Source organism: Microbispora oryzae (assembly GCF_017896165.1).
In the GTDB taxonomy this organism is placed as follows: domain Bacteria; phylum Actinomycetota; class Actinomycetes; order Streptosporangiales; family Streptosporangiaceae; genus Microbispora; species Microbispora oryzae.
The window spans coordinates 28,862-55,268 of record NZ_JAFCNB010000008.1 but is presented as its reverse complement, the minus strand read 5'-3'; the positions used below and the strand labels follow the sequence as shown (position 1 = coordinate 55,268).

Below are 26,407 nucleotides of genomic sequence, written 5' to 3'. Positions count from 1 at the left end.
TTCCTCAGGATGGGGCGAGAGCAAGGAACAATGCTCTCGCTCGCCTCACGTAACCCCCAACAGGAGCGCTGTGCTCCGCCTTCCTCCATCGGGAAGCCGAAGAATATCGGGCCGCTGCATAATGAGCGCTCGTACCGACCGTATGGCGATATCGAGAGCTTCTTGGCATCGAGGATAGTCATCTGCCTTGAGTTCGTCGCTGCCGTGCACGACGTTGCTTCGTAGGCGGTATATGGAGCTAAGTGAGCTTCTCAGTTTCTCTCGTGCGGCTGGCTCGGTCTCTAGGAGCGTCGCAAGGCTCATCGTTATGCGGAACGTAGGTTCACCCTCTCTGGTGCCGAATAGGTTCTCCCACGCGATTACGGAGTCGATGAGTACATCACCGGGGTCCCGACGCTCAGCAACAGCCCGCAGTATGCGGGACAGTGCAAGGTCGATCCTTTCTACCTCAGGCGCATTCAGCCGTCTATAGAGTTCGCTCCATGCTCTTACTTCCTCTTCACTGAGCTGAGTCGGTACGAAGCCGGCACCTTGGCGAGGGTCGTTCCAGCTGAGATTAATGCCAGTGCTCAGCGGATCATCAAAGTATGTCCACGTTGGAATGAGTTGAACACGGAATTCGCGCTCTACGGCCAGCATTAGGCTGAAGCGCAGACGTGTGAGCATTTTTCCCAAGGCAATGGGTGGGCGCATATCCTCAGGGAAGGAATTAGCTTCGGTTGCGTCGTGCCGCTCGATCCGTACTCTGTAGGGAATCTTATACTCGACTACAACATCTCCCGCATAGTTGGCTACAGTGGTATTGCCTGAACTATCCGTTGAGCTTACCTGGCCATCCAATGAAGGAGGCGCAAGCCGCTTCTCGGCTTCAGTGAATGGCCGTACTTGTCCGCCGTCGATATCGAACTGAGACCCCGGCGGTAAGATGATGCCAGTGAATGCGAACTTGGCGCTTATGGAGCGGGGGCGTCCGGAGAGGGCTGCACGTATCAACTGAAGCTCTCTTACTGCTTGCACAGCAAATGCTTCAGGGGAAGAGGCGTTATCCTCTATATGCCGCCAAGTCAAGTTGAGTATTATGTGTGGAATCATTAATAGTTGGAGCGTGCCTCCCTGGCCAGTGCTTCGGTAGACCATCGCAACATGCCCCGAACCTTCCACTCTTTGAAAGGCGGTCTCAAGAGCGGGTTCGTGGAGGAAGAGTTCACAGAATGCCTCAGCCTCTGGGTGTCTGTATATCGCTTGAGTCACTCGGAAGCTGGTCTCGTCCATCAGGGGAATGGGAGAGGGTTCTGCAGGCAGGAGGAAGGCCGGGTAGGCGTCCAAGGCAAGAGAAATAAGGGACCTTTGTAGGTCATCTCGTGCTGGAACGTCCGCTTGTCCTCCGCTTGTGTGTTCATGCATATTTCTGGCTACAGAGCGATCGTTTTGCCTATCCAAAGTAAGCCAGCCGGTGACTACTTCCCGGCTGCGAGCTAGGTCGAAATCGTTAGGTATCATTCGTCTTAAATTGGCGAATGCGGCGACGACATCACTCTGCTCTTGGCTGAACGGCGCGTCGCCCGATAGAAATTGGTGGACACGGTCCTGCTCGCAGCTGAGCAAATAGGCGACCAGCTTCTCGCCTACAGCAGCGTGTACCCACGCTAGGACTGAAAGATCAACACCTTCGACGTCTGAGTTTGCCATGCTCTACATCTTCCCCGAGCCGTCTTGCGAGAGCCAAGCATTTACGGATTCAAGAGCAGCGGTCAGGTGGCGAGGACGGCCCAGCTCAAAGGTGCGACGAGGATGGTTGCAGCTCAGTACGTTGTACAGCGGCTCTCGCTCGGGACCGTCGGTTCACTTCGGCTTATGCACGAGAAGAGCTTCCTCCTGAAGGGGAGCCAAATCAGGGAGCCAGCGCGTTCCGATGCTTCCGGACTCACCGTGATCTCCTCAGGGCATTGATGCAGGTGAGGGCCTCCCCGATCGACTCACCCCGACCTAGATCGACTCACCTGACTTGCTTCGCATCGAAGGGGTCTGGGGTTCAAATCCCCATAGCTCCACAACGATTTTGCAGGTGAGAAGGGGTCTCGGAGGTTCCTCCGGGGCCCCTTTTCCGATCTTGGGGTCGTCGCCATGATCCTGTGGCGAACCTCTCCTGATCGGGCCCGGCCCTTCTTCGGTGCGGTGCCCGTCGTGAGACTGAGCGGCACGTACGCGTGCGGGGAGGATGACTTGGCGGCCCTCTATAAGCAGGGCCGTGGTCTGGGCGAGGGTGAGGGCTTCGCTGGGCCGTCAGGTCGCGCACACGCCTCTGAACGGCGCTGGCGATCGAACAGAAGCTCTGGGGTCTCCTCAAGGTGGCTCCGGCTCAGAGGCCCCCTCCCGTGATCAGGAGGGGGCCTCTGCCGTCCGTACAGGAGTACGGGCCCGACGTGCGAAGCGACCCCTGCCACGGGCGCGGTGTCGGCGTGATGAGGTCACGCTGTTGGTTCGGTCCCCTCGGAGGCGACAGCCAGACGGGCGAGGAAGGGGGAACGGCCGCGGAAGCCGGGGCGGAAGCGCGCAGGCGGTCCTGCGCTGAGGAACTCTTCCAGCCAGGCCACGTGTTCGATCTTCTCGTTGCGGATCGCCTGGGCCAGCACGAAGGTGCGTTGATCTCTGCCTTCGGTGAGGTCGCACAGGCCGCCGTAGGGGTGGACGGCGCGTCGTACGTCTTCGATGAGTGTCGTGACCGGATCCCGCGCGTCGCCGGGGAATCCCCACGGCGACGCATGCCCGCCTCCCAGGAACTGCCGGATGTCCTCGGGAAGCGTGCCGTCCAGTTCGTAGATGCGGTTGACGAGTGCGTCGAAGTGGTGGCGATCCTCATCGCGGACGTCTTTGAGGATCTGGCGTAGTTCCTCATCGGCGAAACCGAGCGGATAAGCGGTCAGGATTGTGTAGCGGTAGACGGCGCTCAGCTCCGCTGTTGCGGCGGAGGTGAGCCGGTCGATCAGTTCATTCACATCGACGCCTGCTTGCTCGACGACATCGCGAGCGCTGATCATGTCGGCTCCAGGCGGTCAGGCGGCGGAGAGTTCCAGCGGGGCGCGTTCCTTCGGGTTGAGCGCGAGGAAGGCGACTCCGGCCAGGGCGCCGCCGGCCAGGTCGGCCAGGAGCCAGATCCAGATCTTGGACCAGGCGAGAAGCCCCATGGAGGCGGCGCCGACGGCGACAGCCGGGTTGAAGGCGCCACCGGAAATGCCGCCGACCGCGAATGCGCCGGCCATAACGGTGAATCCGATGGCCAGGCCGTAGAAGCTGTTACCAGGGTGGTCCTTGCTGGTGGCCGCGTTCAGCACCACGTACGCGAGCGCGAACGTGAACAGCGCCTCGGCCAGCAGCGCGACCCCCAGCTCACGCCCGGAGGGCGACAGCGTCGGCACACTGCGGGGGTTGACGATGTAGGTAGCGGTAAGCGCGGCGAGAACACCGCCGGCCAGCTGGGCGATCCAGTAGGGAACGGCGTCCGCCAGATTGATCCGGCCGCGGAGGAGCACGGCCAAGGTCACGGCGGGGTTGTAGTGGGCACCGGAGACATGTCCTCCGGCGTACACCATGACCATCAGGATCGCGCCGATGGCCACGGGCGCCAAGGGTGTCTTCGTCAGGACCGTGGCACCGACCGTGAGAACCAGGAAGTACGTTCCGATGAATTCCGTAATGTAGCTGCGCATGGACTGTCCTTTCTACGTGTGAACCGTGACCGGTCACGCACTGCGGCAGCGCATGCAGATCGTGCCATGATCCGCAGCCCGAGAGATTGTGGGCTCCTTACGGCTCCTTACGGCTTCTTACGGTTCGCCGAACCATAAATAAGGACTCTTGTCAGATGCTCGGCATCCGCACAGTAGGGAACTCCACCGGCGTACGCCGCGAAGTGAAATCGGCCCACCAGCAAGAGGGTCTCTTGTAAACAGAGGGCCTGGGGTTCGATTTACCCAAAGCGGCTCGCACGTCAAAGGCCCCAGATCAACTGCACAACCAGAGGCTTCACGTGTCCACCGGTGTCACGTATTCGGCGACCCTCGATGTCCGCCGGGAGGTTGGGGCCGGGCGTGTGAAGCAGCCAAGTTTCGACGGCCGCGCCGGCGGCGTTCGGTGTGCAGCAGGGCGGACAGACACGGGAATTCGGATGGCGACGAGTAGGGGCGGTGGGGCAGCATACGGAGATGGCTGATAACCGTACAGATCCACCAGTGGTAGCGGGCGAGCGAGAGATGCTCCGCTCCTGGCTCGACTGGCACCGGGAGACGCTCGCGGTCAAGTGCGCGGGGCTTACCGAGGATCAGCTTCGCACGCGTTCCGTGCCACCCTCGACCCTGTCCCTCCTCGGCCTTGTCCGCCATATGGCCGACGTCGAGCGGACGTGGTTCCGGCGGCGACTGAACGGCGAGGGCCTCGGCAGGATCTATTTCAGCGACGATGACCCGGATGGCGAGTTCGACAACGCAGGCACCGCCTCCGCTGAGGAGGCCTTCGCCACCTGGCGGGAGGAGATCGAGCACGCGCGAGCGGCCGAGGCCGCCTGTGCCGACCTGGACGCGACTACGAAGACGGGCCGGGAGGGCGTCCACTACTCGCTGCGCTGGATTCTCATCCACATGATCGAGGAGTACGCCCGGCACAACGGGCACGCCGACCTGCTGCGCGAGCGCATCGACGGGGCCACCGGCGAGTGAACAACGGGTCCGGCTGCCCGCGTTCCCATCGAAGTGATCTGGGGTCCCCATAGCTTCACCACGGCAGAGGCCGGTTCCGTCTGGCGGGACCGGTCTCTTCTTTGCGGGGCGCGCCCGCGAAGGATCAGCCGGGGGTCGTGGCGCGTTTCCGCACCAGTGGTAGGTACACCTCGTCGGCGATCTCGACGAGGACGTCGTCGGGTGCGGTGGGGGCCCCGCGCATGACGAATTCGTTGCGCAGCAGGACGACGGCCACGGTGGCGACCCGTGGATGGAGCGCTTCGGGGGAGGCCTCACCGCGGGCGACGGCGCGCCCGAGGACGGTCAGCCAGGGGGCCGCCGCGGCGTCGCCGGACTGTTCCGGCAACTGTGCGAGAAGTTCCGACGCGCCGCCGGCCGCGGCGACGAGGTCGCGCAGGATCGCGCCAAGGGGGGAGCTCCAGTGGCGGTTCGCTCCGCGTAGCAGTTCCAGGACGTCGCCGCGCAGCTCGCCGGTGTCGGGGATCGGGACTGTCGTGGACAGCTGCCGATAGGCGGCGATGCCGAGCGCGAGGCGGTTCGGCCAGCGGCGGTAGATGGCGTTCTTGTTGGTCCCGGCGCGGGCGGCGACCTTGTCGATGGTCATCCCGCCGTACCCGGATTCGGTGAGTTCGTCCGCCGCGGCGCGCAGGATCGCCTCCTCCAGGGCGGCTCCGCGTCGCCGCGTCTGCCCGGCGCCCGGCCGCCTCATGGGGTCACCCGCCATGGCCCTTCCCTCGATCCGTACCGATCGGACCCTCCCATTCTGGGTTGCCGCGCGCCCGTCTCGGCACTTAGGGTACGGTCCGTACCGTAAATGAGAGAGAGTGTGACATGCGAGCCAGAGGCATCACCTACGACACCGGTTTCGTCTACAACGGACGGATAGGACGCGAGGACTTCGGCCCGGAGGTGGTCGAGCGCGAGCTGCGCATCATCCGTGACGACCTGCACTGCACCGCGGTCCGCGTGATCGGCGGCGATCCGGAACGGATGGAGCTCACGGCGTCGCACGCCGCCGACCTCGGCCTCGAGGTCTGGTTCTCCCCCTACCCGCTGGAACTGACCGCCGATGAGACGCTGGCGCTGTTCGCCGACTGCGCCGTACGCGCGGAGCGGGTGAGGCGGCGGGGAGCCGAGGTCGTGTTCGTGGCGGGCGCCGAGCTCAGCCTGATGAACAAGGGATTCCTGCCCGGCGACCACACCGGCGAGCGGGTCGAGTCGCTGTTGAGTTCACCTCGCCTGCGCGAGCTGCTCGGCGAGGTCAGCGCTCGCGTCAACGACTTCCTCGGCAGGGCCGTGGCGGTGATCCGGGAGCGTTTCGGCGGCAAGGTGACCTACGCCTCGATACCGCCTGAGCGCGTCGACTGGGCGCTCTTCGACATCATGTCCGTGGATCTGTACCGGTCGGCCGAGGTCGCCGACCAGCTCGCCGAAGGCGTCCGCACTCTCGTCTCGCAGGGAAAGCCGGTCGCGATCACCGAGTTCGGTGCGGCCAGTTTCCAGGGTGCCGGCGACATGGGCGCTCGCGGGCTGGACATCGTCGAGTACGACGAGAACCGTGCGCCTGTTCGGCTGAAGGGTGAGTACGCCCGCGACGAGGCCGGCCAGGCCGCGTATCTGCGTGAGCTGCTGGAGGTCTTCGACGCCGGAGGGATCGACAGCGTCTTCGTGTTCACCTTCGCGCTCCGCGACCATGTGCACCGTCCGGACGGCGACCCCCGCGACGATCTCGACCTGGCCAGCTACGGCATCGTCAAGGTCTTCGAAGACCGCCATGGAGACACCTACCCCGACATGACATGGGAGCCCAAGGCCGCGTTCGCCGCCCTCGCCGACTACTACCGAGGTGCTGAGACGGCGGACGCGATTTCGGTTACGTCCTAGGGGGTCCGGCGACGCCTCGATACCCAACCGAGGCTTGATCGTCTTCGCGGAGGCTCGCTAGCGTTGGGTGCTTCGCCCCCCCCGCCCTCCGGGAGTATCCCCATGCGCCGCCACCGCTTCGGCCGCGTCGCGGCCGCTCTCGCGGCGGTCTACCTGGCCGCCGTGATCGCCCTCGCCGTCCGCGCAGAGTTCACCGGCGATGTCACCCTCCTCTGGGCCGTCGTCGTGGATCAGTCCGGCTTCATGACCGACGCAATTCGGCCGTGGTGGTGGCTCAGCCCCTTGCTGGTCGTGGTCGCCGCCGGGCAGTCCTGGGCGTACTGGCTGGTGCTGCGCGGCCGCGAGAGCGGCGAACCGGCGCGGAACGGCCGGGCGGTCCGCCTGCTGCGGGTCACGCTCTACGTCGACATCGGGATCGGCCTGCTCTGGCTCGTCCCGATCCCGTACGCCTGGTGGCTGTCGCTGGTCTCCGTCCCGGTCCAACTGGCCCTGGCCTGGCTGTACTTCCTCGTACTGCGCGGCACCACCCCCCGGTGGCTGCGGGTCCTCATCCTCGTGGCGGGATCGCTCGTCGCAGCGCACGCTGCGGTCAGTTCCGTCATGTGGGGCCTGGATATGGACCTGTACGCCTGGTTGTCCGCCGCGTACTGGGGGCGGATCCTGATCTGGCTGGTGTGGATGGTGTCACTGCTGGCGGCCCAGGCGCGGGATCCACGCTGGAGCCCGGCGACCGTGCGGTTCGGCGTGGCCTCGATGATCCTGTCGTTTTTCCAGCCCTCCGGATATGTGACGGTCGGCTTCACGAACGAAGTGCCCTGGCCACTGCTCTTCGGCGAGCTTCTCGGCGCGGTGTGCGCCTGCGCCGGGATGGTGTGGTCGGCGCGGTCCGCGCACGACCTGGGCAGCCTCCGGCATCCGGCGCCCCGCTCGCGGCCCGCGCCGGCGCCCGCCAGGCGGTGGCCGCTCCCCGTGGTGGCGATCGTGCTGCCGCTGCTTCCGGCGGCGGTCAACCTCCTCGCGCACGGAACGCCGTTCTCGCTCGGGCCGGACAACGTGCTGTGGGACGCCGTGCGCGAGGTCGGCGACGGCGAACTCATCGCCTGCTGGTTCGCTCTCGACCTTCTCGCTGGCGTCGGTGTCCCCGCGCTGCTGATCGTCGCGGTCGTCCTGCGCCGTACCCGCCGTCTCGTGCGTGCGACGGTCGCGACACTGTTCTCGCTGGCCGCCGCCTGCGTCGTGAGCGCGTTCACCGATGCCGACCCCTTCCTCCCAGGGGAACTGCCGTTCTATCCGGACAGCCTGTTCGTCAAGGGCGGCAGACTGGTCTCCGCCGGCATCTCCCCGCTCTGGTACGCCTTCGCGTTCACCGCCTCCGCCCTGCTCCTGCTGTTCCTGTACACCGCTCCGCCCGAGCGGCGCAGCCGCGGGCGCGCGCTCGTGGCAGTTGTCGCCTTGGCGGTGACGCTCTGCCTGGTTCCGGCGGCGGACCGGAATCGGGGCCCGATCACCACGGCTCAACAGTGTTCCCCGCCCGAAGCGTGGGAACAGCCGGAACAGGAGCAACCCGCCGAGCTCACCGCCGAGCAGAGATTCGTCTGCTCCTCTCGCCGGCGGGACAACGGACTCCGGCAGTTCTCCGCCGACACGCCCGACCAGGAGGTGCTCGGCTACGGACGCTGGATCTGCGACCTCTACACCCGCGACGACCGCCCGGAACTGGCCCGGCTGAAGCTGAGCAGGGACGCCCTGACCGGCCCTCTCGCCGACATCTGCCCAAGCGCGGCCGCCGTCGTCCGGGCCGGGCAGGCCAAGCAGGAGCGGGAAGTCGCGGAGATGCAGGCGCAGGCGCAGGCGATGTGCGACGCGACACCGCGTCACCGCCCGCGCATCCAACCCGCCAAGGCGATCCGGATCAGGGAACCCCAGTGGACCGACTACGGCGTCCTGCAGACCTACGAGGGCGAGGAGTGGGACGACGCGGGCCTGGACCCCCGCAACGGGCTGGTCTCCTCGCAATCCGGCACCCTCACCGTGGTGACGCACTCCGACTTCGACCTGTGCGTCACCCTCGAGACGTACACGCGCCGCCCACCCGTCGAGATCAAGGGCTGGGACACGGTCGTGGAGGTCGGATACCAGAGCCCCACGGGCGAAATCGTGCTCCGGGACGACCTCAGCGGCACCGTGCTGCCCGATCTGTCCCTCAACGGACGGAAGGGGCACTACCGCATCCGCGTCCACTACGCCTGGTTCCCCAACGAGCGGACGGACAAGGAGTGGCCCGTCCAGCGTCTGCTGATCATGGCGTACCCGGCGCGCGGCGACAAGGAGATCGTCTACCGCAAGAAGAAGTGAGCACCGCCCGAACCGGATTGTCGCGTTGCCGGCTATTCGGCGGCGGTGCCGGGTGGGGCGAATTCGAGGGACATGCTGTCGGTGTGACCCGACCAGCGCAGCGTCAGCCGCCAGCAGCCCGCCTTCGGCAGGTTGACGGACGAGGGGCCCGGGCCGCCGGCGATCTCGCGGGTCACCGACGTCGTCGTACCGTCGAGCACGCCGGTGATCGTCAGAGGTCGCATCGGCTCCTGCGGCAGCCGCGAGACCCAGAGGATCTTGTTCGTGTCATCGGGGTCGGCCGAGGCCGTGGGCGGATAGTTGAACAGCACGGCGAGGATGTCGCCGTTATCGCCCAACACGTGGCGAATGCCGGATCCGTCGTCACTGAATCCGGTTCGCGCCCAGGTGGGCAGGGCGTCCCGCCTGACGGTTGAGCACTCCGAGCCGCCCGCCTTCCCGCCCGCTGCGCCACCGGTCGTGCCACCAGCCGTGCCGCCCGCTGTGTTACCAGCCGTGCATCCGGCGGCCGATACCGTCGTGAACAGGACGAGCGCGCCCAGGGCGCGGACGCCGCGTCTGATTGTGATCACGCCCGACCTCCACAGTCCGTCTCGTGAATTGTCCGTCGCGGCCCCGTGGAAAGGCCAGCGGCGGATCCCCGTCGCATGAAAGAAGCCCGGTCGTTCTCAGGAGAAGCGCTCGACGGTCACGGGGATAAGGCCCTCGCGCCGCATCGCCGCCGTCAGCTCCCCCAGCACGGGCCCGACGCTCTCGCCGGACGGGGTGGCGAGGCAGGCCGTGAGGTCGACGCACCAGGAGATCCCGGGGCCGATCCGGCGCAGGTCCCAGGTGAAGGAGTCTCCCGCCACCCGCCGGCGGGCGTTGCCGGCCACCCTGCCCCGTGGATCGGCGGGATCGGCGCCTGGGGTTGTCATCCGCCAGAGGTCCCGCAGGCGGTCGACGGCGCCCTCCCGCGGCGCGCGGGCGAACAGCAGGCGGTAGACCCGCCGGTCGTGGAATCCCTCGGGCACCTCGGGCGGGGCGAACCGAAGAGGCTCGGCCCAGGGGAGGGCCAGGTGCTCGGTGAAGTGGCCGCGCAGCGTGGTCTCGCCGGGGAGTTCGCCGCCGCCGAGCCGCCGGTAGATGGCCGCGGCCTCGGGCCGGTCGACCGCGAGGACGGGCGGCTCCACGTCCCGGCGCAGCCGGCGGCTGAAGCCGGCCGAGCTCCGCCATTGGCCGTCCGCCGCGGTCCACCCGGCGCCGTCCAGGCCTGTCGTGGTGCCGTCGGCGGCGCATGCGAACTCCTCGACGAGGATGCCGAGGGGCCTTTCGGAGGAGTCGTGGAGGACCACGTAATAGTCCAGGTAGTCCGGTTCGTCGCGAACGGTGGCTACCCCGGTGAACCCGGGCACGTCAGGAGTCACGCCGGACATTCCATCACGCCGTGGCGGGCCGTAGGCGGCCGTTTCCCCGCCTGGGCGCGGGCCCCGGGCGTTCAGTGCGAGGCCTTGAGGCGCCGGGCGGAGTCGTCGCCCAGCTCTCTGGTGGGCACGAGCTCTCCCGCCCGGCCCAGCCCGAACGGCGGCATGTTGACGTAGACGGTCTCGTACTCGCTGACGCTGTAGGTCTCGTGCCAGACGCCCACGGCCTCGCTCCGGAACGCCTCCCGGTAGAAGCGCTTCCAGGCCGGCCAGTGACTCGCCTCGCGGTCGTGGGCGTACGCGAGGAGGTGTTCGGTGCTGCGCCAGTACTGGACCATCAGTGTGGTCCGGCCGTTGAAGAAGTTCTCGACCCCGAGCAGGCCGTGGGCGGGGTCGGTGCGGAGCTCCTTGATCATGGGGACCATCGCCCTGATCACGCCGACCCACGTGCGTACGGCGCGCAGCCTGTTGATCCGCATGCCGATCAGGAAGACCACGAAGTCACCCTCGACGCGGGCGCTGTTCCGCATGATCCATCTCCTTGGATAGTGGGGCTATCTGATGCATTGGAGAGTAGCACTCTCCAATGAAATTGGAAAGTGGTAGTATCCAACTCATGCTCATGTCCCAGCTCCGCGCGGAATCCGGGGTGCCGATCGCGACGATCAAGTACTACCTACGGGAGGGGCTGCTCCCGCCGGGCGAGCAGACGTCCGCCACGCGGGCCGAGTACAACGCGTCGCACGTGCGCAGGCTCCGGCTCATCCGGGCCCTCGTCGACGTCGGCAGGCTGCCGCTCGCGACGATCCGCAAGATCATCGAGGCGGTCGAGGACGAGCAGACGAGCGTCCACCAGATGCTCGGCGCCGCCCATTACGCGCTGAGCCTGCCGGTGGAGCCGGCGCCCGACGACCCGGATTGGCAGGAGGCGGGAGCGCTGGTGGACGAGATGATCACGGAGATGGGCTGGGTCATCTACCCGGACGCGCCGACGCGGGCCGAGCTCGCCCAGACCCTTGTCTCGCTCAAACGCCTGGGCATGCCCGCCACGCGGGACGACCTGCTCCCATACGCCCGGGTGGCGGACGAACTGGCCAGAGAGCATGATCTCAGGAAGGTCCGGCTCGACGGCCCGCGCGACACCGCGGTGGAGACCCTGGTGATCATGCAGGTGCTGTACGGGCGGGCGTTGGACGCGCTGCGCCGTCTCGCCCAGGAGGCCGAGTCGGCCCGGATCGCGGGCAAGGTCCAGGCGGCCACCGGACCGCCACCCGAGGGAGACTGAGTCCCGGCGGCGGCCTCACTCCGCCGGGCGGAGCCCGGCGCGGGCGCTTAGCAGGAAGTCGCGCTCGGCCGCGTTCCCGGCGTGGGTGACGGCCGCGTCGTACGCCTCGATCGCCTCGTCCGTGCGGCCGAGCCGCCGCAGCAGGTCGGCGCGTACGGCGTGGAACAGGTGGAACCCCTCCAGGTCGAGGCCGTCGACGACGTCGAGGGCGGCGGCCGGCCCGGCCACCTCGGCGACCGCAACCGCCCGGTTGAGCGCCACGACCGGGGTCGGGGTCAGCGCGAGAAGCTGGTCGTACAGCCGCAGGATCGCCGGCCAGTCGGTGGCGGACGCCGTGGGCGCGTCGCCGTGCACCGCGTTGATCGCCGCCTGGATCTGGTACGGCCCCGGCATGCCGCGCCGCAGGCACCGCCTGACGATGGCCTGCCCCTCGGCGATGAGCGCCCCGTCCCATCGGCTCCGGTCCTGGTCGGGCAGCCGCACCAGCTCCCCGTCCGGGGTGGTGCGGGCGGCGCGGCGGGCGTCGACGAGCAACATGAGCGCGAGCAGCCCCATGACCTCGGGCTCGTCGGGCATGAGTTCGGCCAGCAGCCGGCCCAGCCGGACGGCCTCGTCGCACAGCTCTCCCCGGACGAGCCGGTCGCCCGAGCTGGCCGTGTAACCCTCGTTGAAGACGAGGTAGACGACGGCGAGCACCGCGCGGAGCCGGTCGGGCAGATCGGCCTCACGCGGCACGCGATAGGGAATGCGGGCGTCGCGGATCTTGGCTTTGGCCCGGACGATCCGCTGCGCCATCGTCGGCTCGGGGACGAGGAACGCGCGGGCGATCTCCGCGGTCGACAGGCCGCCGAGTAGCCGCAGCGTCAGCGCCACCCGTGATGCCGGGGCCAGCGCCGGATGGCAGCAGGTGAAGATCAGTCGGAGCCGGTCGTCGCGCACGGGGCCCTCCTCGGCCGGTTCGGCGCCGGCGTGGACCAGGGCGGCCTGGGCGTGCCGGTCGTCCCTGGACGCCTCCCGCCGCAGGCGGTCGACCGCCCGGTTGCGGGCGGTCGTGATGATCCAGCCGGCCGGGCTTGGCGGCGTCCCGTCGGACGGCCACCGCCGCACCGCCTCGGCGAAGGCGTCCTGGACCGCCTCCTCGGCGAGGCCGATGTCGCCGAGGACGCGGACCAGGACGGCGACCGCGCGGCCGTACTCGGCGCGGAACACCCGTTCCAGCTCCGGCATGCGGCTGCCCGGCCCCCGCTCGTTCAGCCGCCGGCCCCGCCCTGGACCGGCCGCACCTCGATCGGCAGGAACCGGATGGCCAGCGCGAGCCTGCGCGCCCAGTCGAGCGCGGCGTCGAGGTCGGGGACGTCGATGACGGTGAACCCGCCCAGATACTCCTTGCCCTCGGCGTACGGGCCGTCGGTCATCAGGGCCTCGCCGTCCTTCGCCCGCACCACGGTGGCCGTCTCATCGGAATGGAGGCGGGCCGTGAAGACCCAGACACCGGCGTCCCGCATCGCCTGGTCGACGGCGCCGACGTCCCGGATGATCGGGTCGAGGACGTCCGGGGGCGGCGGCTCTCCGCCGGGCTGGTGGACGAGCAGTGCGTACTGCGTCATGCCGGTCTCCCTTCCTGGGCCGGTCGGGACGCCGCGGCCGGCGTCTCACCGACTACACGAACGGGATACGGCCGGATCGACATCGCGCCGCGCATTTTTTCCCGGCGGCCCGCCCTGGACGGAGCGCCGGTCGCCTTCCGGCCCCGGTCAGGTTACCTCCCCGTCCGCTATACAACCCATGTATACATGCTGTGTATAGTCTGTGAGCATGTCAATCGGACAAGTCTTCCTGGGGCTTCTCGAGTCGGGCCCCCGCCACGGATACGACCTCAAGCGCGCGTACGACGACCGCTTCGGACACGTCCGCCCGCTGCACTACGGGCAGGTGTACGCCACGCTGTCACGCCTGCTCAAGGACGGGTTCGTGGAGCTCGACGGGGTCGAGCAGGTGGACGGGCCCGAGCGCAAGCGGTACGCCGTCACCTCCGCCGGCGTCACCGACGTCGACCGGTGGCTGTCGACGGCCGAGAAGCCCGAGCTCTACCTGCAGAACACGCTCTACACCAAGGTGGTGCTCGCGCTGCTGTCCGGCCGGTCGGCGGCCGACCTGCTCGACGTGCAGCGGGCCGAGCACCTGCGGCACATGCGCGAGCTCACCCGGCGCAAGGCGTCCGGCGATCTGGCCGACCAGCTCGTCTGCGACCACGCCCTGTTCCATCTGGAGGCCGACCTGCGCTGGCTGGAGCTGACCGCGGCCCGGCTCGACGAGCTGACGAAGAGAGTGCTGACATGACGGCCGCGCCGCTCCTGGAGGCCGACGACCTCCACAGGTCGTTCGGGGCGACCCCCGCGCTCGACGGCGCCACGATGCGGGTGTGGCCCGGCGAGGTGGTCGCCGTGATGGGATCCTCGGGGTCGGGCAAGTCCACCCTGCTCCACTGCCTGGCCGGGATCTTGCTGCCGGACTCCGGCGTGGTGACCTACGGCGGGCGGGACCTCTCGGCGATGTCGGAGACCGAGCGCAGCGCCCTGCGCCGGACCGACTTCGGGTTCGTCTTCCAGTTCGGCCAGCTCGTGCCGGAGCTCACCTGCCTGGAGAATGTGGCGCTTCCACTGCGGCTGGAGCGGATCCGGCGCGGGGAGGCGGAGCGCCGGGCGGCCGAATGGCTGGAACGGCTCGAGGTGGCCGACCTGGCGAGGAAGCGGCCGGGGGAGACGTCCGGCGGCCAGGCCCAGCGGGTGGCCGTCGCCCGGGCCCTGGTCACCCGCCCCCGCGTCGTCTTCGCCGACGAGCCGACCGGCGCGCTCGACTCGCTGAACGGCGAGAAGGTGATGCGCCTGCTCACACAGGCGGCGCGCGAGACGGCGGCCGCCGTCGTCCTGGTGACCCACGAGGCCCGGGTGGCCGGATACTCCGACCGGGAGGTCGTCGTACGCGACGGCCGCACGCGTGACCTGACGAGGGCGTCGTGAGCGCGGCACTGAAAGATCTGCTGCTCGGCGCGCGTTTCGCCGTCGCGGGCGGCCGGGACGGCTGGACCCGCGCCGTGCTCACCGCGGTCGGCGTCGGCGTCGGGGTGGCGCTGCTCCTGCTCGCCGCCTCGGTGCCTCAGGCGTTCGCCGCCCGCCAGGCCCGGGACGACGCCCGCAGTGATCTCGTGTCCAGCGGGCAGCTCTCACCCGGCGCGAACACGGTGCTCCTCGGTTACACCGACACCGAGTTCAGGGGCGACGCCGTACGCGGCCGGCTCCTGCGCGCGGAGGGGACGCGACCGCCGGTGCCTCCCGGTGTCGCGCGGTTCCCCGGGCCCGGCGAGGTCGTCGTGTCGCCCGCCCTGAAGGCGCTGCTCGACTCGCCGGACGGACGCCTGTTCGCCCCCCGCCTCCGCGGCGCCCGCGTCATCGGGACGATCGCGGACGCGGGTCTGAGCGGTCCCGGAGAACTGGCGTTCTACCTGGGCGACGGCGCTCTGACCGAGCGCGCGACCGCGCGGATCGACCGGTTCGGTCAGGCCGGCCTGGAGCACGAGGGGCTGAGCCCGCTGCTCGTGCTGCTCGTGGTGATCATCTTCGTCGTGCTGCTCCTGCCCATCGCGGTCTTCCTCGCCTCGGCGGTCCGCTTCGGCGGGGAGCGCCGCGACCAGCGGCTGGCCGCGCTCCGGCTGATCGGAGCCGATCCGCGCATGACCCGCCGCATCGCGGCGGGCGAGGCGACGGCCGGGGCGCTGCTCGGCCTCGGCGTCGGGGCCCTGCTGTTCCTCGCCGGACGCCAGGTGGCGCCGTTCTTCACCGTCTGGGACGTCAGCGTGTTCGCCGCCGACGTGCGGCCGGGTCTTCCGCTGACGGCGCTGATCGTCGTCGCGGTGCCGGTGGTGTCGGTCGCGGCCGGCCTGGCCGCCCTGCGTGGAGTGGCCATCGAGCCGCTCGGCGTGACCCGCCGCGCGACCGTGACCCGCCGCCGGCTCTGGTGGCGGCTGATCCCGCCCGCGGCCGGCCTGCTCGTGCTCGCGCCCATGCTCGGCGACGGAGGCGTCCAGGGCTCCGCCGGTCAGTATCAGGCCGCGGCGGGGGCCGTTCTGCTGCTGCTCGGCGCGGTGGCGTTGCTGCCCTGGCTGATCGACCTGGTAGTACGGCGGCTGGGCGGCGGTCCGGTCGGCTGGCAGCTGGCCGTACGCCGGCTGCGGTTCGACAGCGGCACCCCGGTCCGGCTGGTCAACGGCATCACGGTCGCGGTGGCGGGCACGATCGGGCTGCAGATGCTGTTCGCGGGCGCGCAGAGCCAGTCGATCACGGAGACGGGCCACGACGCCGCGGGCCCCCAGGTGATCGTGCAGACGCACACGTTCACGGACCGGGCCGGCCTGCTGTCCCGGCTGCGCTCCACGCCGGGGGTCACCGCCGCCGACGCGAGCGTCCGGCTCACCACCCAGCCGGCCCGGCCTCCGCGTGCCGGCGAGGCCCTCGTGGAGCTGCGCGAGGCCGACTGCGCCTCGCTGGCCCACTACGCGCGGCTCGGCCGATGCTCCCCCGGGGACGTGTTCCTCGTGCGCACATCCGAGAGCGATTCTGCTGTCACCGCCGCCTACCGGCCGGGCGCCCGGCTGACCCTGGGGGACGACGGAGGGGGCGGGAGCTGGACGCTGCCCGCGCGGACCAGAGTCGTCACGGGGACCCAGACCTACGACGCGGTGCGGCAGGACGCCGTCCTGGTGACACCCGGCGTTCTCCGCCCGTCCCAGCTGGCGGCCGGCACGATCCAAGCCTACGTGTGGCTCTCACCCGGAGATCCGGACGCGCTGGAGCGCCTGCGCAACACCGCGGTGGGAGCCGACCCGCTCAGCATGGTCGGCGTGCAGTCCGCCGTGCGGATGGACCGGAAGTTCGACGGCATCCGGCGCGGCCTCTACATCGGGGCCGTGATCACTCTGCTGTTGATCGCCGCGAGCATGCTGATCGGCGTCCTGGAGCAGCTGCGGGAACGGCGCAGGCTGCTGGCCATGCTGGTGGCGGTCGGCACCCGCCGCGGCACGCTCTCCTGGTCGGTCCTGTGGCAGACCGCCGTCCCGGTGCTGATCGGCATGGTGCTCGCGGTGGTCTTCGGGCTGGCGCTGGGCGCGGTGCTGATGAGCATGGTCCAGCTGCCGCTGTCGGTGAGCTGGCCTGTTGTCGGCGGGTCGGCCGGGCTGGGCGCGGCGGTGGTCCTGCTCGTCACCGCCCTGAGCCTGCCGGCCCTGTGGCGGCTGACCCGTCCGGAGGGCCTGCGCACCGAGTGAGGAAGGTCACCCCAGGCCGGCGTACTGACGCGGGCGCAGGGCCTGGGCCCGCAGCGCGGCCAAGGCGGCGGAGCGCCCGGCGGCCGTGAGCAGCCAGGGCGCGCCCGACGGGGAGGCGAGGCCGTCCGTCCGCCGCAGGTGGAGGGCGTCAAGCCGCCGCCGCAACTCGGCCATCGGCCGGGCCAGGTCGTCCGGGGTGACCCGGCCGCCGCCGGCCGATCGCCAGCCCTCGCCGTTGACCACCTCGGCCACCCGGTCGCGGAGCTCCGCCTCGGCCACCTCACCCCCGTCGACCAGCATCATCATCGCGATCTCACGGATGGAGACGTCAAGGTCGCGTTCGCCCTGGGCGGGGGCCAGCAGCGCGGACGTCGCCGCCTCCCACAGCCGCCGGGGGTCGTCCAGCATCGCGCGGCCGGTGGGGGTGAGCACCAGCCGGCGACCGCTGCGGCGGACCGCGCGCAGTTCGACCGCCAGCTCGCGGAGGGCGGTCAGCGGGGGAAGGTCGGCCTCAACCCGCACGACACGGCCCCGCGGCGGGGGCCAGGCGAACCGGCCCGCGCCCTCCTGCACGACGGCCGTGGCCAGGTTGAGCCGCTCGGTCAGGCGGATGCCGGTGCGGGCCAGGTCCAGCAGCCAGCGCAGCGGCTCCAGGCAGGGCCCGTCCGGGGCCGGGATGGGCGCGTGCAGCCGTACCTCGAAGGGCTGGGCCAGCTCGCGGCGGGCACTGCCCCGCCCGAGCACCCAGCGGTTCAGCCGCTCGCCCTGCACCCGGTGGAGCCAGCAGTCGCCGCCGAGCTCGGGCCTTTCTGCGGTGAGCCAGCGCCGGGTCAGCTCCTCGCGGTCGACCGGGTCGCCGGCCACGATGGCCAGTTCGAGCGCCGCCGCGCAGGCGACGTGGGCCCCCATCTCCTCCGGCCCCATGATGGAGCTCCAGGACAACTCGGGGATGTCGGGCGGCAGCACGCCCGTCGCCTCCAGCGCCTGGTGATAGGCGGCGCTCCCGGCCTCCTCGCCCTCCCGGGCGTAGACCCGCAGGATGCGTTCGGTTGCGGCGGAGTCGCACAGGGCGGCGTAGCGGTTCATCCCGCCCAGCCGCAGCAGCTCGCCCAGGGCGCGCGCGATCGCGTGCCGGTCGCCCCGCACCTTGACCGGCAGCGTGTGCCAGAGGAACTCGCAGACGTCGAGCTGGCTGATCGTTTCCAGCGCCTCGCCGCCGGCCAGCCACTCGACGGCCAGCCGGGCGGACTCGGCGACATCCGGTTCGGAGCGCTCCAGCTCTGCGAGTAGCGCGGCGACGTCAGGTGCGGGCATGACCCGCAGTCTGCCGTATCGACCCCATCGTTGACGACGACCGCCGGTCACCGCCGGAAGCCTCCCTCGCGCGCCGCATGCGGGCCGGTCAGACCCATGACCGGAAGAGCATACGCTGCCACCAGGCGTCGTAGGGAATGACCTCGGCCGCGATCACGGGATAGAGCCAGCCGAAGTTCACCAGCGCGAACAGAACGAACGCGCCCGTGACCACGGTGCCGACGATACGGCGGCGGGGATTGACCGTGTCGGCCTGCCCCATCAGGAGCCCCAGCGCCAGCACGATCGCCAAGATCATGAACGGCACCATCGGGATCGCGTAGAAGAGGAACATCGTGCGGTTGTCGGAGAGGGCGTAGTAGAACCAGGGCAGCCAGCCGACGACGTACCCGAGCAGGACGGCCCCGGCCCGCCAGTCGCGCACCGCCACATACCAGGAGACCATCGCGATCAGGGCGATCAGCCCGCCGTACCAGATGACCGGGGTGCCGGTGCCGAGCACCGCCCACGAGCAGGACGGCGCGCCGCACGTCTTGGGCGACTGGTAGAAGAAGGCCACCGGCCGGGTGAGCAGCGGCCACGACCACGGCCACGACTGGTAGGGGTGGGTCTGCTCCAGGCCGGTGTGGAAGCCGAGGACCTGCTTCTGGTACGAGATCCAGGAGGCCAGCGAGTCGGTCACGAAGTGGATGGGGCCCGCCGAGGTGGCCGACACCCAGTTGCGTCCCCAGCCCTTGTCGGAGACGAACCAGCCGGTGAACGAGACGACGTACACGAGGCCGGGGACCACCGAGCTCCAGGCCGCGGCCAGCGGCAGGTCACGCCGGAGGACCGCCGTGAACGGCCGGTGCGCGCCCGACGTCCGCCGCGCGCCGAGGTCCCAGGCGAGGGACATGATCAGGAAGGCGGGGATGTAGAAGGCGGCGGTCCACTTGGTGGCCAGCGCCGCCCCCAGGCACAGACCGGCCGCGAGCCGCCAGGGACGCGAGCCCAGCCGCGCCCCCCAGCCGTCCGAGTGGTCGTTCTCGTACCAGGTGGCCGTCCGGGAACGGGCCCAGTCGCGGTCGGCGACCAGGCAGGCGAACCCGGCGAGGAGCCAGAACATCAGGAAGATGTCGAGCAGGGCCGTGCGGGACAGCACGAAGTGGAGGCCGTCGAGCGCAAGCAGGAACCCGGCGACGCACCCCAGCAGCGTCGACCGCGTCATCCGGCGGGCGACCCTGGCCAGGATCAGGATGGACAGCGAGCCGACCACGGCCGCCGCGAAACGCCACCCGAAGGGGTTGGGGCCGAAGATCAGTTCGCCGAGGCCGATGAGCCACTTGCCGAGCGGCGGGTGGACCACGTAGGCCGAGCACTGGTCGACCTGCGGGCACTGCTTGAAGATGTTCGAGTTGCCCGCGAGCAGGAGCTTGTCCGCGCCGTCGACGAACTGCCGCTCCACGCCGTACTTGATGGTGGCGAACGCGTCCTTGGCGTAGTAGGTCTCGTCGAAGACCACGTCGTGGGGCCTGCCCAGGTGCATGAAGCGCAGGACGGCACCGAACACGGCGACGAATATCGGGCCGAGCCAGCCCCACTGGGCGTCGCTGGGCATGGACGGCACCAGCCGTTCGCGCAGTGACGGCGGAGGAGTCTCCTCCGGGCCTGTCTCTGGCTGCTCGAACGCCTGATGTGAGAAGTCGGTCACGGCCACGCGGACAGAGTACTGTCGCGACCGCGGGCCGAACATGGCCTACGCGCTGATTGGGAACATCTGGCCCTTCGCGGGTGAACGTTTCATGGAGCCATAGGGTGGACCGGTGCTGATTCTCGCCGGAGCGCCGATCGGACAGGCCGGGGACGCGTCGCCGCGACTGCGTGAGGCGATCGCCGCGGCCGATGTGATCGCGGCCGAGGACACCCGGCGGCTGCGCCGGCTCGCCGCCGATCTCGGGGTGACCCTCGGCGGCCGTGTCGTGTCCTATTACGACGCCAACGAGACGGCGCGGGCCGAGGAGTTGCTGGAGGCGCTGCTGCAGGGTCAGACGGTGGTGGTGATCACCGACGCCGGGATGCCCGGTGTGTCCGACCCGGGCTACCGGCTGACCCGGCTCGCGGTCGACGCGGGCGTCACCGTGACCGCCGTGCCCGGCCCGTCGGCCGTCACCACCGCGCTCGCCCTCTCCGGGCTGCCGAGCGACCGGTTCTGCTTCGAGGGCTTCCCGCCGCGCAAGGCGGGGGAGCGGGCCAGGCGCCTCGCCGCCCTGGCCGGCGAGGAACGCACGATGGTGTTCTTCGAGGCGCCGCACCGCCTGCACGCGTCGCTTGAGGCGATGGCCGAGGCGTTCGGCGCCGCCCGCCCTGCGGCGGTGTGCCGCGAGCTGACCAAGACCTACGAGGAGGTACGGCGGGGCGGCCTGGCCGAGCTGGCCGCCTGGGCCGAGGGCGAGGTGCGGGGGGAGATCACCGTCGTGGTGTCGGGGGCCGAACCCGATCTCGCGACCCCCGCCATCGAGGACCTGGTGGCGGAGGTGGCCCGGCGCGAGGCGACCGGACTGCCCCGCAAGGAGGCCATCGCCGAGGTGGCCAAGTCGGCGGGCGTCTCCCGGCGCGACCTCTACAACGCCGTCCACGCCCGCTGACGGCTCCCGCCGGTCTTCCCGCGGCTCGCTCAGGCCCGGCTCACTCCGCGGCCGGGGCGGCCTCCACGGCGGGCACTCGTTCCTCGGGGGCGTGGCCGCCGCGCCGGATCCGGCCGAGCGCGATGGCCGCCGCCAGGCAGGCCAGCGGCGCGGCGGGCAGCAGGTAGCGGTAGTCGAACTCGGCCGTGGCCGCCGGGGCGAGGATCAGCCCGGCCGCCGCCAGCCAGGGCAGCAGCACGGGCCCGCCGAGGGTGCGCCATCGCACCACGACGCCGTACAGGCCGACGAGCAGCAGCAGTCCGAGCACGATGCCCGGCAGCCGCACCACCTTCTGGTAGCCGATCATGATGTCGGACCACGGAGAGACGACGTGGGTGGCGGCCGGGCCGTTCTCGTACGCCTCGGCGTCCCTGTCGGTGCTGCTGTGGTAGGAGCTCCACTTCGGGATCTTGCGGGTGTACTCGTTGCCGAACTCGTACTGCAGGTAGGTCTTGGGGTCGGGGAACTGCGGACGGCCCCAATGGAACGCGCGGAAGAAGTCCTTCGTCACGGCCGCGAGGTAGTCGCCGGGCTGGGAGAGGATCGCCCGCTTGGCGAAGGCGCTCGCGTTCGCGTTGATCTCCGGGGTGAACTTCATGCCCGACCCGAAGACGTGCAGCTGGTTCTGGTCGTCCCACCACAGGTACGCCTGCGCGTAGTGGGCCCGCTGGCTCGGCGGGGTGTTGATGCACATCAGCGCGAGCTCCAGCTCCCTGCGCTGGTCGAGGTGCATCTTGTGGCAGTCGGCGAACAGCGACGTGCGCATGTAGAGGATGACGCCGTCGCTGTTCGTCATCGCGAACTGGCCGTTCACCGCCTTGAACCAGCCCATGTACGCGACGACGGGCAGGGCGCACGCCGCCACCATGGCCACGATGGGACGCCAGCCGGCCCGCTTGATGAGCAGATAGACGACGACGAGGGCCAGAATCGGCAGGCCGATGCTGCGGGTCAGCGCGGTCACCGCGAGCAGCAGCCCGACGGCCGCGCCGGCCTTCCACGACATGGCCCGGTGCCACAGGACCAGTGTGACGACGCCCACCACCAGCAGGATGAACATCGTGTCCGACATGATCAGCTGTTCGAGCTGGATCTCGTACGCGTCGAACAGGACGGGGACCGTCGCGAGGGTGGCCCCCCAGGCAGGGACCCCAAATTTCCTGGTCAGCAGCGCATAGATCAGCACTGCCGTGGCAAGCCCCATGAGGTGCTGGGTGAAGACGACCAGCGCGAAACTGTGGAACGGCTTGAGAATGAGCAGCCAGAAACTGTAGCCGTCCGGGCGAATGGGATGCGGGCGCAGTCTGAGCGCGACCGACACGTAGTCGTACGAGTCGTTGAACCACATCGCCGGGCCGAACCCCAGCATGGTGACGACGCGCAGCACGGCCCCGGCCGCCAGGGCGACCGCGAACACCCGATGACGGCGCAGGAGCGCGATGGCGCGCCTCCAGCGGCCGACCGGGGACGAGTCCACTGACGGAGGATCCGCGACCGCGACCATGGTTACAGAATGCCAGCCGTTTTGTGGACTTGACTCGGGGCCTACGGGGAAGCGGGCATCATTAGTGTCCTGCCGCCATATGCAAGGAGTTGCGACGTGGAACTGACCGTTGTCATGCCATGCCTCAATGAGGCCGAGACCGTCGAGATCTGTGTGCGCAAAGCCCTTGACTGCATGCGCGAGCACGGGATCGACGGCGAGGTGGTGATCGCCGACAACGGCAGCACCGACGGCTCCCAGCAGCTCGCCAGAGACGCGGGTGCCCGTGTCGTCCACATTGATGAGAAGGGGTACGGCAACGCGCTGATCGGCGGCATCCGGGCGGCTCGCGGCAAGTACGTCATCATGGGCGACGCCGACGACTCGTATGACTTCACGAGCCTGATGCCGTTCGTCGAGCAGCTCCGAGACGGCGGCGACCTCGTGATGGGCAACCGTTTCAAGGGCGGAATCGCGCCGGGCGCCATGCCGCCGCTCCACCGCTACCTGGGCAACCCGGTCCTGTCGTTCATCGGCCGGCTGTTCTTCCCCAGCGCGATCGGCGACTTCCACTGCGGCCTGCGCGGCTTCCGCCGTGACGCGATCCTCCGGCTCGGCCTGCAGACCGGCGGCATGGAGTTCGCCTCCGAGATGGTCGTCAAGGCGACCCTGCAGGGGCTCGACGTCCGCGAGGTGCCGACGACCCTGTCGCCCGACGGCCGCTCCCGCCCGCCTCACCTGCGCTCCTGGCGGGACGGCTGGCGCCACCTGCGCTTCCTGCTCCTCTACAGCCCCCGCTGGCTGTTCTTCATCCCCGGCCTGGTGCTCATGACCCTCGGCCTGGTCGCGGGCGCCGCGCTGACGTTCGGGCCGGTCTACATCGGCGAGCTCGCCTTCGACGTCGACACCCTCGTCGGGGCGTCGGCCATGGTGGTGAGCGGCTTCCAGGCCGTGCTGTTCGCGCTCTTCACGAAGGTGTACGCGGCGGAGGAGGGCTTCCTCCCGGAGGACCGCAGGATCAGGAAGCTGGTCGACATCGTCACGCTGGAGAAGGGCCTGCTCGCGGGCGGCCTGCTCGCGGTCGCCGGCATCGGCGGCCTGGTGGCCTCGCTCGCCCACTGGGGCGGCCGCGGCTTCGGCGAGCTGATCCCGGCCGAGTCGCTCCGCCTGGTCGTGCCGTCGGCCACCGCCTTCGTCATGAGCTTCCAGACGATCTTCGCTTCGCTGTTCATCAGCATCCTCGGCATCCGCCGCACCCGGGAGAACCCGGTCGACATCGCCGCCAGCGCGGCGGAGGAGGCGGCCGCGGCCGTCACACGGGAGCCCAGCGCGACGGCCTGAGCGGGCGTCGCTCCCTGCTGGTCGGTGTCGCCCCTGGTCATCGCGGCGACCCCGGGTTATTGGAAGGAGTCATCGGCCACAGGCCGATAGGATTTCGGCATGGCGGCTACCGGATCGACTGCATCGGGCGAGTCGGCGTTCTACGTCTCGACGCCGATCTACTACGTGAACGACGCTCCGCACCTGGGCCACGCCTACACGACGGTCGCGGGTGACGTCCTCACCCGCTGGCACCGTCAGCGTGGCGAGAAGGTGTGGTACCTCACGGGCACCGACGAGCACGGGCAGAAGGTCATGCGCACCGCCGAGTCGCACGGCGTGACGCCGCAGGAGTGGGCCGACAAACTGGTCGAGGAGGCGTGGAAGCCGCTCTGGGAGCACCTCCAGATCGCCAACGACGACTTCATCCGCACGACCGAGGAGCGCCACACCCGGCGCGTCCAGGAATTCGTGCAGGATCTCTACGACAAGGGCGAGATCTACCGGGGCGGCTACGAAGGGCCCTACTGCGTCCACTGTGAGGAGTTCAAGTCGCCGGGCGAGCTGCTCGAAGGCGACCTGTGCCCCATCCACAAGAAGCCGATCGAGTGGCTCCAGGAGGAGAACTACTTCTTCAAGCTCTCCGAGTACGGCCCCCGGCTGCTCGAGTTCTACGAGGCCAACCCCGACTTCGTCCAGCCCGCGTCGGCCCGCAACGAGGTCGTCCAGTTCGTCCGGCAGGGCCTGCAGGACCTGTCGATCTCCCGGTCGACCTTCGACTGGGGCATCCCGATCCCGTGGGACCCCAAGCACGTCATCTACGTCTGGATCGACGCGCTGCTCAACTACGCCACCGCCGTCGGATACGGCTCCGACCAGGCGAAGTTCGACACCACCTGGCCGGCCGACGTGCACCTTGTCGGCAAGGACATCCTGCGGTTCCACGCGGTGATCTGGCCCGCCATGCTCATGGCGAACGGTCTGTCCCTGCCCGGGAGGGTCTTCGCCAACGGCTGGCTGATGGTCGGCGGCGAGAAGATGAGCAAGTCCAACCTCACCGGCATCTCGCCGCGGGAGCTGACCGAGCACTTCGGGGTCGACGCCTACCGCTACTACTTCCTGCGGGCGATCCCCTTCGGCCAGGACGGCTCGTTCTCCTGGGAGGACTTCTCCGCCCGCTACACCTCGGAGCTGGCGAACGACTTCGGAAACCTGGCGTCCCGGGTCGCGGCGATGATCGGGAAGTACTTCGACGGGACGCTGCCGGAGCCCGGCGACGCCGGAGCGGCGGAGCAGGCGATCGCCGAGGGCCTCGCCACGGCGACGGCCCAGGCCGATCGCCTGATCGGCGACAACCTCGACTTCTCCACCGGCCTCGGGGCGATCTTCGACTTCGTCAAGCAGGTCAACGGCTACCTGAGTGACCAGGCTCCCTGGAAGGTGGCCAAGGACGAGTCGCCGGAGGGTCAGGCCCGTCTCGCGACGATCCTCTACACGGCCGCCGAGTCGCTGCGCGCCGTCGCCGTCCTGCTCAACCCGGTCATGCCCGGCACCTGCGAGAAACTGTGGGCGTCGCTCGGCGCGGAGCCGCACCTCGGCCCGCTGGCCGACCAGCGCATCGCCGACGTCGCCAAGTGGGGCCGGCTGCCCGCGGGCGCGTCCGTGGTGAAGGGCGAGATCCTGTTCCCGCGGCTCGACGACGCCAAGAGCTGACGGCGTGCCCGCGAAGGTGCCAGGGAGCACGCCCGCCGCGCCGGAGGCGCTGCCCGGGGAGGTGTTCGACAGCCACTGCCACCTGGACATCATGGTGGGCCATCGGCAGGCCTCCTCGGGCGATCCCGTGGCGCTGGCGGCGCAGGCCGCCGCCGTGACCGTCGAGTCGATCCTGCGCGACGCGAAGTCGGTGGGCGTGACGCGGCTGGTCACGGTCGGCTACGACCTCCCCTCGTCCCGGTGGAACGCGCGCGCCGCCGGGGAGCACGACGACGTCTACGCCGCCGTGGCCATCCACCCCAACGAGGCGCACGCCGCCACGCCCGAGGTGCTCGCCGAGATCGAGGAGCTGGCGCGGCTCCCGCACGTGCGCGCCGTGGGTGAGACGGGCCTCGACTACTTCCGCGACTGGGCGTCCAAGGACGACCAGCACGCGAGTTTCCGGGCGCACATCGAGATCGCCAAGCGCACCGGGAAGGCACTGGTCATCCACGACCGTGACGCGCACGACGACGTTCTCGCCGTACTCGCCGACCAGGGCGCCCCCGAGGTCGTGATTTTTCACAGTTTCTCGGGCGACGTGGAGCTGGCCAAGCGGTGCGCGGCGGCCGGTTACTACATGTCGTTCTCCGGCCCGGTGACGTACAAGAACGCCGGATACCTGCGTGAGGCGGCGCGGATCGCCCCGGTCGAGCTGATGTTGGTCGAGACCGACGCGCCCTACCTGCCGCCCGTGCCCCACCGGGGCAAGCCGAACGCCCCCTACCTGATCCCGCTGACGCTCCGCTGCCTGGCCGAGGTCAAGGACATGGACGTCGCCGCCCTTGCCGCCGCGATCGGCGCGAACGGAGAGGCCGCCTTCGGCGCCTGGTGACGCCGGAGCACAGGTTGTCCGTTGTCCACAGGGCGAGGCCGCTGCGCACGCCGACCCGCT

At 69.6% G+C, this 26,407-nt stretch carries 23 protein-coding genes; 11 read left to right on the top strand and 12 right to left on the bottom strand.

The window, feature by feature from the left end:
- Positions 1–45 precede the first annotated feature (45 nt).
- The 3 genes from JOL79_RS16400 to JOL79_RS16390 form a co-directional block, all read right to left on the bottom strand.
- Positions 46–1,689 carry a HEPN domain-containing protein gene (locus JOL79_RS16400; RefSeq protein ID WP_210156690.1) on the bottom strand — a complete coding sequence of 548 codons (1,644 nt, stop codon included), beginning with the start codon at positions 1,687–1,689 and terminating at the stop codon, positions 46–48.
- A gap of 779 nt (positions 1,690–2,468) precedes the next feature.
- Positions 2,469–3,038 (bottom strand): ferritin-like domain-containing protein, encoded by a 570-nt coding sequence (locus JOL79_RS16395; protein WP_210156689.1) that lies wholly within the window; start codon positions 3,036–3,038, stop codon positions 2,469–2,471.
- Positions 3,039–3,053: 15 nt separating this feature from the next.
- Positions 3,054–3,707, bottom strand: coding sequence for an MIP/aquaporin family protein (locus tag JOL79_RS16390; RefSeq protein WP_210156688.1), 654 nt, complete (start codon positions 3,705–3,707; stop codon positions 3,054–3,056).
- Between the two features lie 543 nt (positions 3,708–4,250).
- Here JOL79_RS16390 and JOL79_RS16385 point away from each other — a divergent pair.
- Positions 4,251–4,712 (top strand): DinB family protein, encoded by a 462-nt coding sequence (locus JOL79_RS16385; RefSeq protein WP_372446784.1) that lies wholly within the window; start codon positions 4,251–4,253, stop codon positions 4,710–4,712.
- Positions 4,713–4,836: 124 nt separating this feature from the next.
- On the opposite strand, the gene JOL79_RS16380 is transcribed toward JOL79_RS16385, so the two are convergent.
- Positions 4,837–5,457, bottom strand: a complete 621-nt coding sequence (locus JOL79_RS16380) for a TetR/AcrR family transcriptional regulator (RefSeq protein ID WP_230984904.1) — start codon at positions 5,455–5,457, stop codon at positions 4,837–4,839.
- Positions 5,458–5,564: 107 nt separating this feature from the next.
- Between JOL79_RS16380 and JOL79_RS16375 the strand changes: the two genes are divergently transcribed.
- Together JOL79_RS16375 and JOL79_RS16370 are read left to right on the top strand one after the other, a co-directional pair.
- Positions 5,565–6,617, top strand: coding sequence for a glycoside hydrolase family 113 protein (locus JOL79_RS16375; protein WP_230984903.1), 1,053 nt, complete (start codon positions 5,565–5,567; stop codon positions 6,615–6,617).
- Between the two features lie 102 nt (positions 6,618–6,719).
- The gene (locus JOL79_RS16370) at positions 6,720–8,972 is read left to right on the top strand and encodes a hypothetical protein (RefSeq protein WP_210156686.1); all 2,253 of its coding nucleotides are present in this window, start codon (positions 6,720–6,722) and stop codon (positions 8,970–8,972) included.
- Positions 8,973–9,004: 32 nt separating this feature from the next.
- Here the strand turns inward: JOL79_RS16370 and JOL79_RS16365 are convergent, their stop codons facing one another.
- From JOL79_RS16365 to JOL79_RS16355, 3 genes are all read right to left on the bottom strand, one after another.
- Positions 9,005–9,544: a hypothetical protein gene (locus JOL79_RS16365; protein WP_210156685.1), complete on the bottom strand. Its 540-nt coding sequence runs from the start codon at positions 9,542–9,544 to the stop codon at positions 9,005–9,007.
- Between the two features lie 96 nt (positions 9,545–9,640).
- Positions 9,641–10,378 carry a hypothetical protein gene (locus tag JOL79_RS16360; RefSeq protein WP_210156684.1) on the bottom strand — a complete coding sequence of 246 codons (738 nt, stop codon included), beginning with the start codon at positions 10,376–10,378 and terminating at the stop codon, positions 9,641–9,643.
- Positions 10,379–10,449: 71 nt separating this feature from the next.
- Positions 10,450–10,905 (bottom strand): DUF4188 domain-containing protein, encoded by a 456-nt coding sequence (locus tag JOL79_RS16355; protein ID WP_210156683.1) that lies wholly within the window; start codon positions 10,903–10,905, stop codon positions 10,450–10,452.
- 86 nt (positions 10,906–10,991) lie between these two features.
- Between JOL79_RS16355 and JOL79_RS16350 the strand changes: the two genes are divergently transcribed.
- Positions 10,992–11,660, top strand: coding sequence for a MerR family transcriptional regulator (locus tag JOL79_RS16350; protein ID WP_210156682.1), 669 nt, complete (start codon positions 10,992–10,994; stop codon positions 11,658–11,660).
- A gap of 15 nt (positions 11,661–11,675) precedes the next feature.
- Here JOL79_RS16350 and JOL79_RS16345 read toward each other — a convergent pair whose 3' ends face one another.
- Together JOL79_RS16345 and JOL79_RS16340 are read right to left on the bottom strand one after the other, a co-directional pair.
- On the bottom strand, positions 11,676–12,887 hold the full coding sequence (locus JOL79_RS16345) for an RNA polymerase sigma factor (RefSeq protein WP_210156681.1): 1,212 nt from the start codon (positions 12,885–12,887) through the stop codon (positions 11,676–11,678).
- A 23-nt stretch (positions 12,888–12,910) separates the two neighbouring features.
- Entirely contained in the window at positions 12,911–13,267 is a 357-nt protein-coding gene (locus JOL79_RS16340) for a YciI family protein (protein WP_210156680.1), read from the bottom strand.
- A 208-nt stretch (positions 13,268–13,475) separates the two neighbouring features.
- Here JOL79_RS16340 and JOL79_RS16335 point away from each other — a divergent pair, with 208 nt between their 5' ends.
- From JOL79_RS16335 to JOL79_RS16325, 3 genes are read left to right on the top strand one after another with little or no spacing between them, the layout of a single operon-like run.
- Entirely contained in the window at positions 13,476–14,000 is a 525-nt protein-coding gene (locus JOL79_RS16335; protein ID WP_210156679.1) for a PadR family transcriptional regulator, read from the top strand.
- A complete protein-coding gene (locus tag JOL79_RS16330; RefSeq protein WP_210156678.1) occupies positions 13,997–14,680 on the top strand; it encodes an ABC transporter ATP-binding protein in 684 nt (227 codons plus the stop codon). The genes JOL79_RS16335 and JOL79_RS16330 overlap by 4 nt, the downstream gene beginning before the upstream one ends.
- Positions 14,677–16,980, top strand: a complete 2,304-nt coding sequence (locus tag JOL79_RS16325; protein ID WP_210156677.1) for an ABC transporter permease — start codon at positions 14,677–14,679, stop codon at positions 16,978–16,980. Before JOL79_RS16330 ends, JOL79_RS16325 begins: the two co-directional genes overlap by 4 nt.
- Before the next feature lie 6 nt (positions 16,981–16,986).
- Here JOL79_RS16325 and JOL79_RS16320 read toward each other — a convergent pair whose 3' ends face one another.
- Both JOL79_RS16320 and JOL79_RS16315 read right to left on the bottom strand, forming a co-directional pair.
- Positions 16,987–18,294: a hypothetical protein gene (locus tag JOL79_RS16320; protein WP_210156676.1), complete on the bottom strand. Its 1,308-nt coding sequence runs from the start codon at positions 18,292–18,294 to the stop codon at positions 16,987–16,989.
- A gap of 88 nt (positions 18,295–18,382) precedes the next feature.
- Positions 18,383–19,990 carry a dolichyl-phosphate-mannose--protein mannosyltransferase gene (locus JOL79_RS16315; protein ID WP_307848555.1) on the bottom strand — a complete coding sequence of 536 codons (1,608 nt, stop codon included), beginning with the start codon at positions 19,988–19,990 and terminating at the stop codon, positions 18,383–18,385.
- Between the two features lie 106 nt (positions 19,991–20,096).
- Here JOL79_RS16315 and rsmI point away from each other — a divergent pair, with 106 nt between their 5' ends.
- Positions 20,097–20,918 carry a 16S rRNA (cytidine(1402)-2'-O)-methyltransferase gene (gene rsmI / locus JOL79_RS16310; RefSeq protein WP_210156674.1) on the top strand — a complete coding sequence of 274 codons (822 nt, stop codon included), beginning with the start codon at positions 20,097–20,099 and terminating at the stop codon, positions 20,916–20,918.
- Between the two features lie 40 nt (positions 20,919–20,958).
- On the opposite strand, the gene JOL79_RS16305 is transcribed toward rsmI, so the two are convergent.
- Complete coding sequence (locus tag JOL79_RS16305) at positions 20,959–22,434, bottom strand: hypothetical protein (protein WP_307848554.1); 1,476 nt, start codon at positions 22,432–22,434, stop codon at positions 20,959–20,961.
- A gap of 123 nt (positions 22,435–22,557) precedes the next feature.
- Between JOL79_RS16305 and JOL79_RS16300 the strand changes: the two genes are divergently transcribed.
- The 3 genes from JOL79_RS16300 to JOL79_RS16290 all read left to right on the top strand — a co-directional run bounded on the left by JOL79_RS16300 (position 22,558) and on the right by JOL79_RS16290 (position 26,347).
- The gene (locus JOL79_RS16300; protein WP_210156672.1) at positions 22,558–23,781 is read left to right on the top strand and encodes a glycosyltransferase family 2 protein; all 1,224 of its coding nucleotides are present in this window, start codon (positions 22,558–22,560) and stop codon (positions 23,779–23,781) included.
- Between the two features lie 99 nt (positions 23,782–23,880).
- The gene (metG, locus tag JOL79_RS16295; RefSeq protein ID WP_210156671.1) at positions 23,881–25,473 is read left to right on the top strand and encodes a methionine--tRNA ligase; all 1,593 of its coding nucleotides are present in this window, start codon (positions 23,881–23,883) and stop codon (positions 25,471–25,473) included.
- Positions 25,474–25,477: 4 nt separating this feature from the next.
- A complete protein-coding gene (locus tag JOL79_RS16290) occupies positions 25,478–26,347 on the top strand; it encodes a TatD family hydrolase (RefSeq protein WP_210156670.1) in 870 nt (289 codons plus the stop codon).
- Positions 26,348–26,407 lie beyond the last annotated feature (60 nt).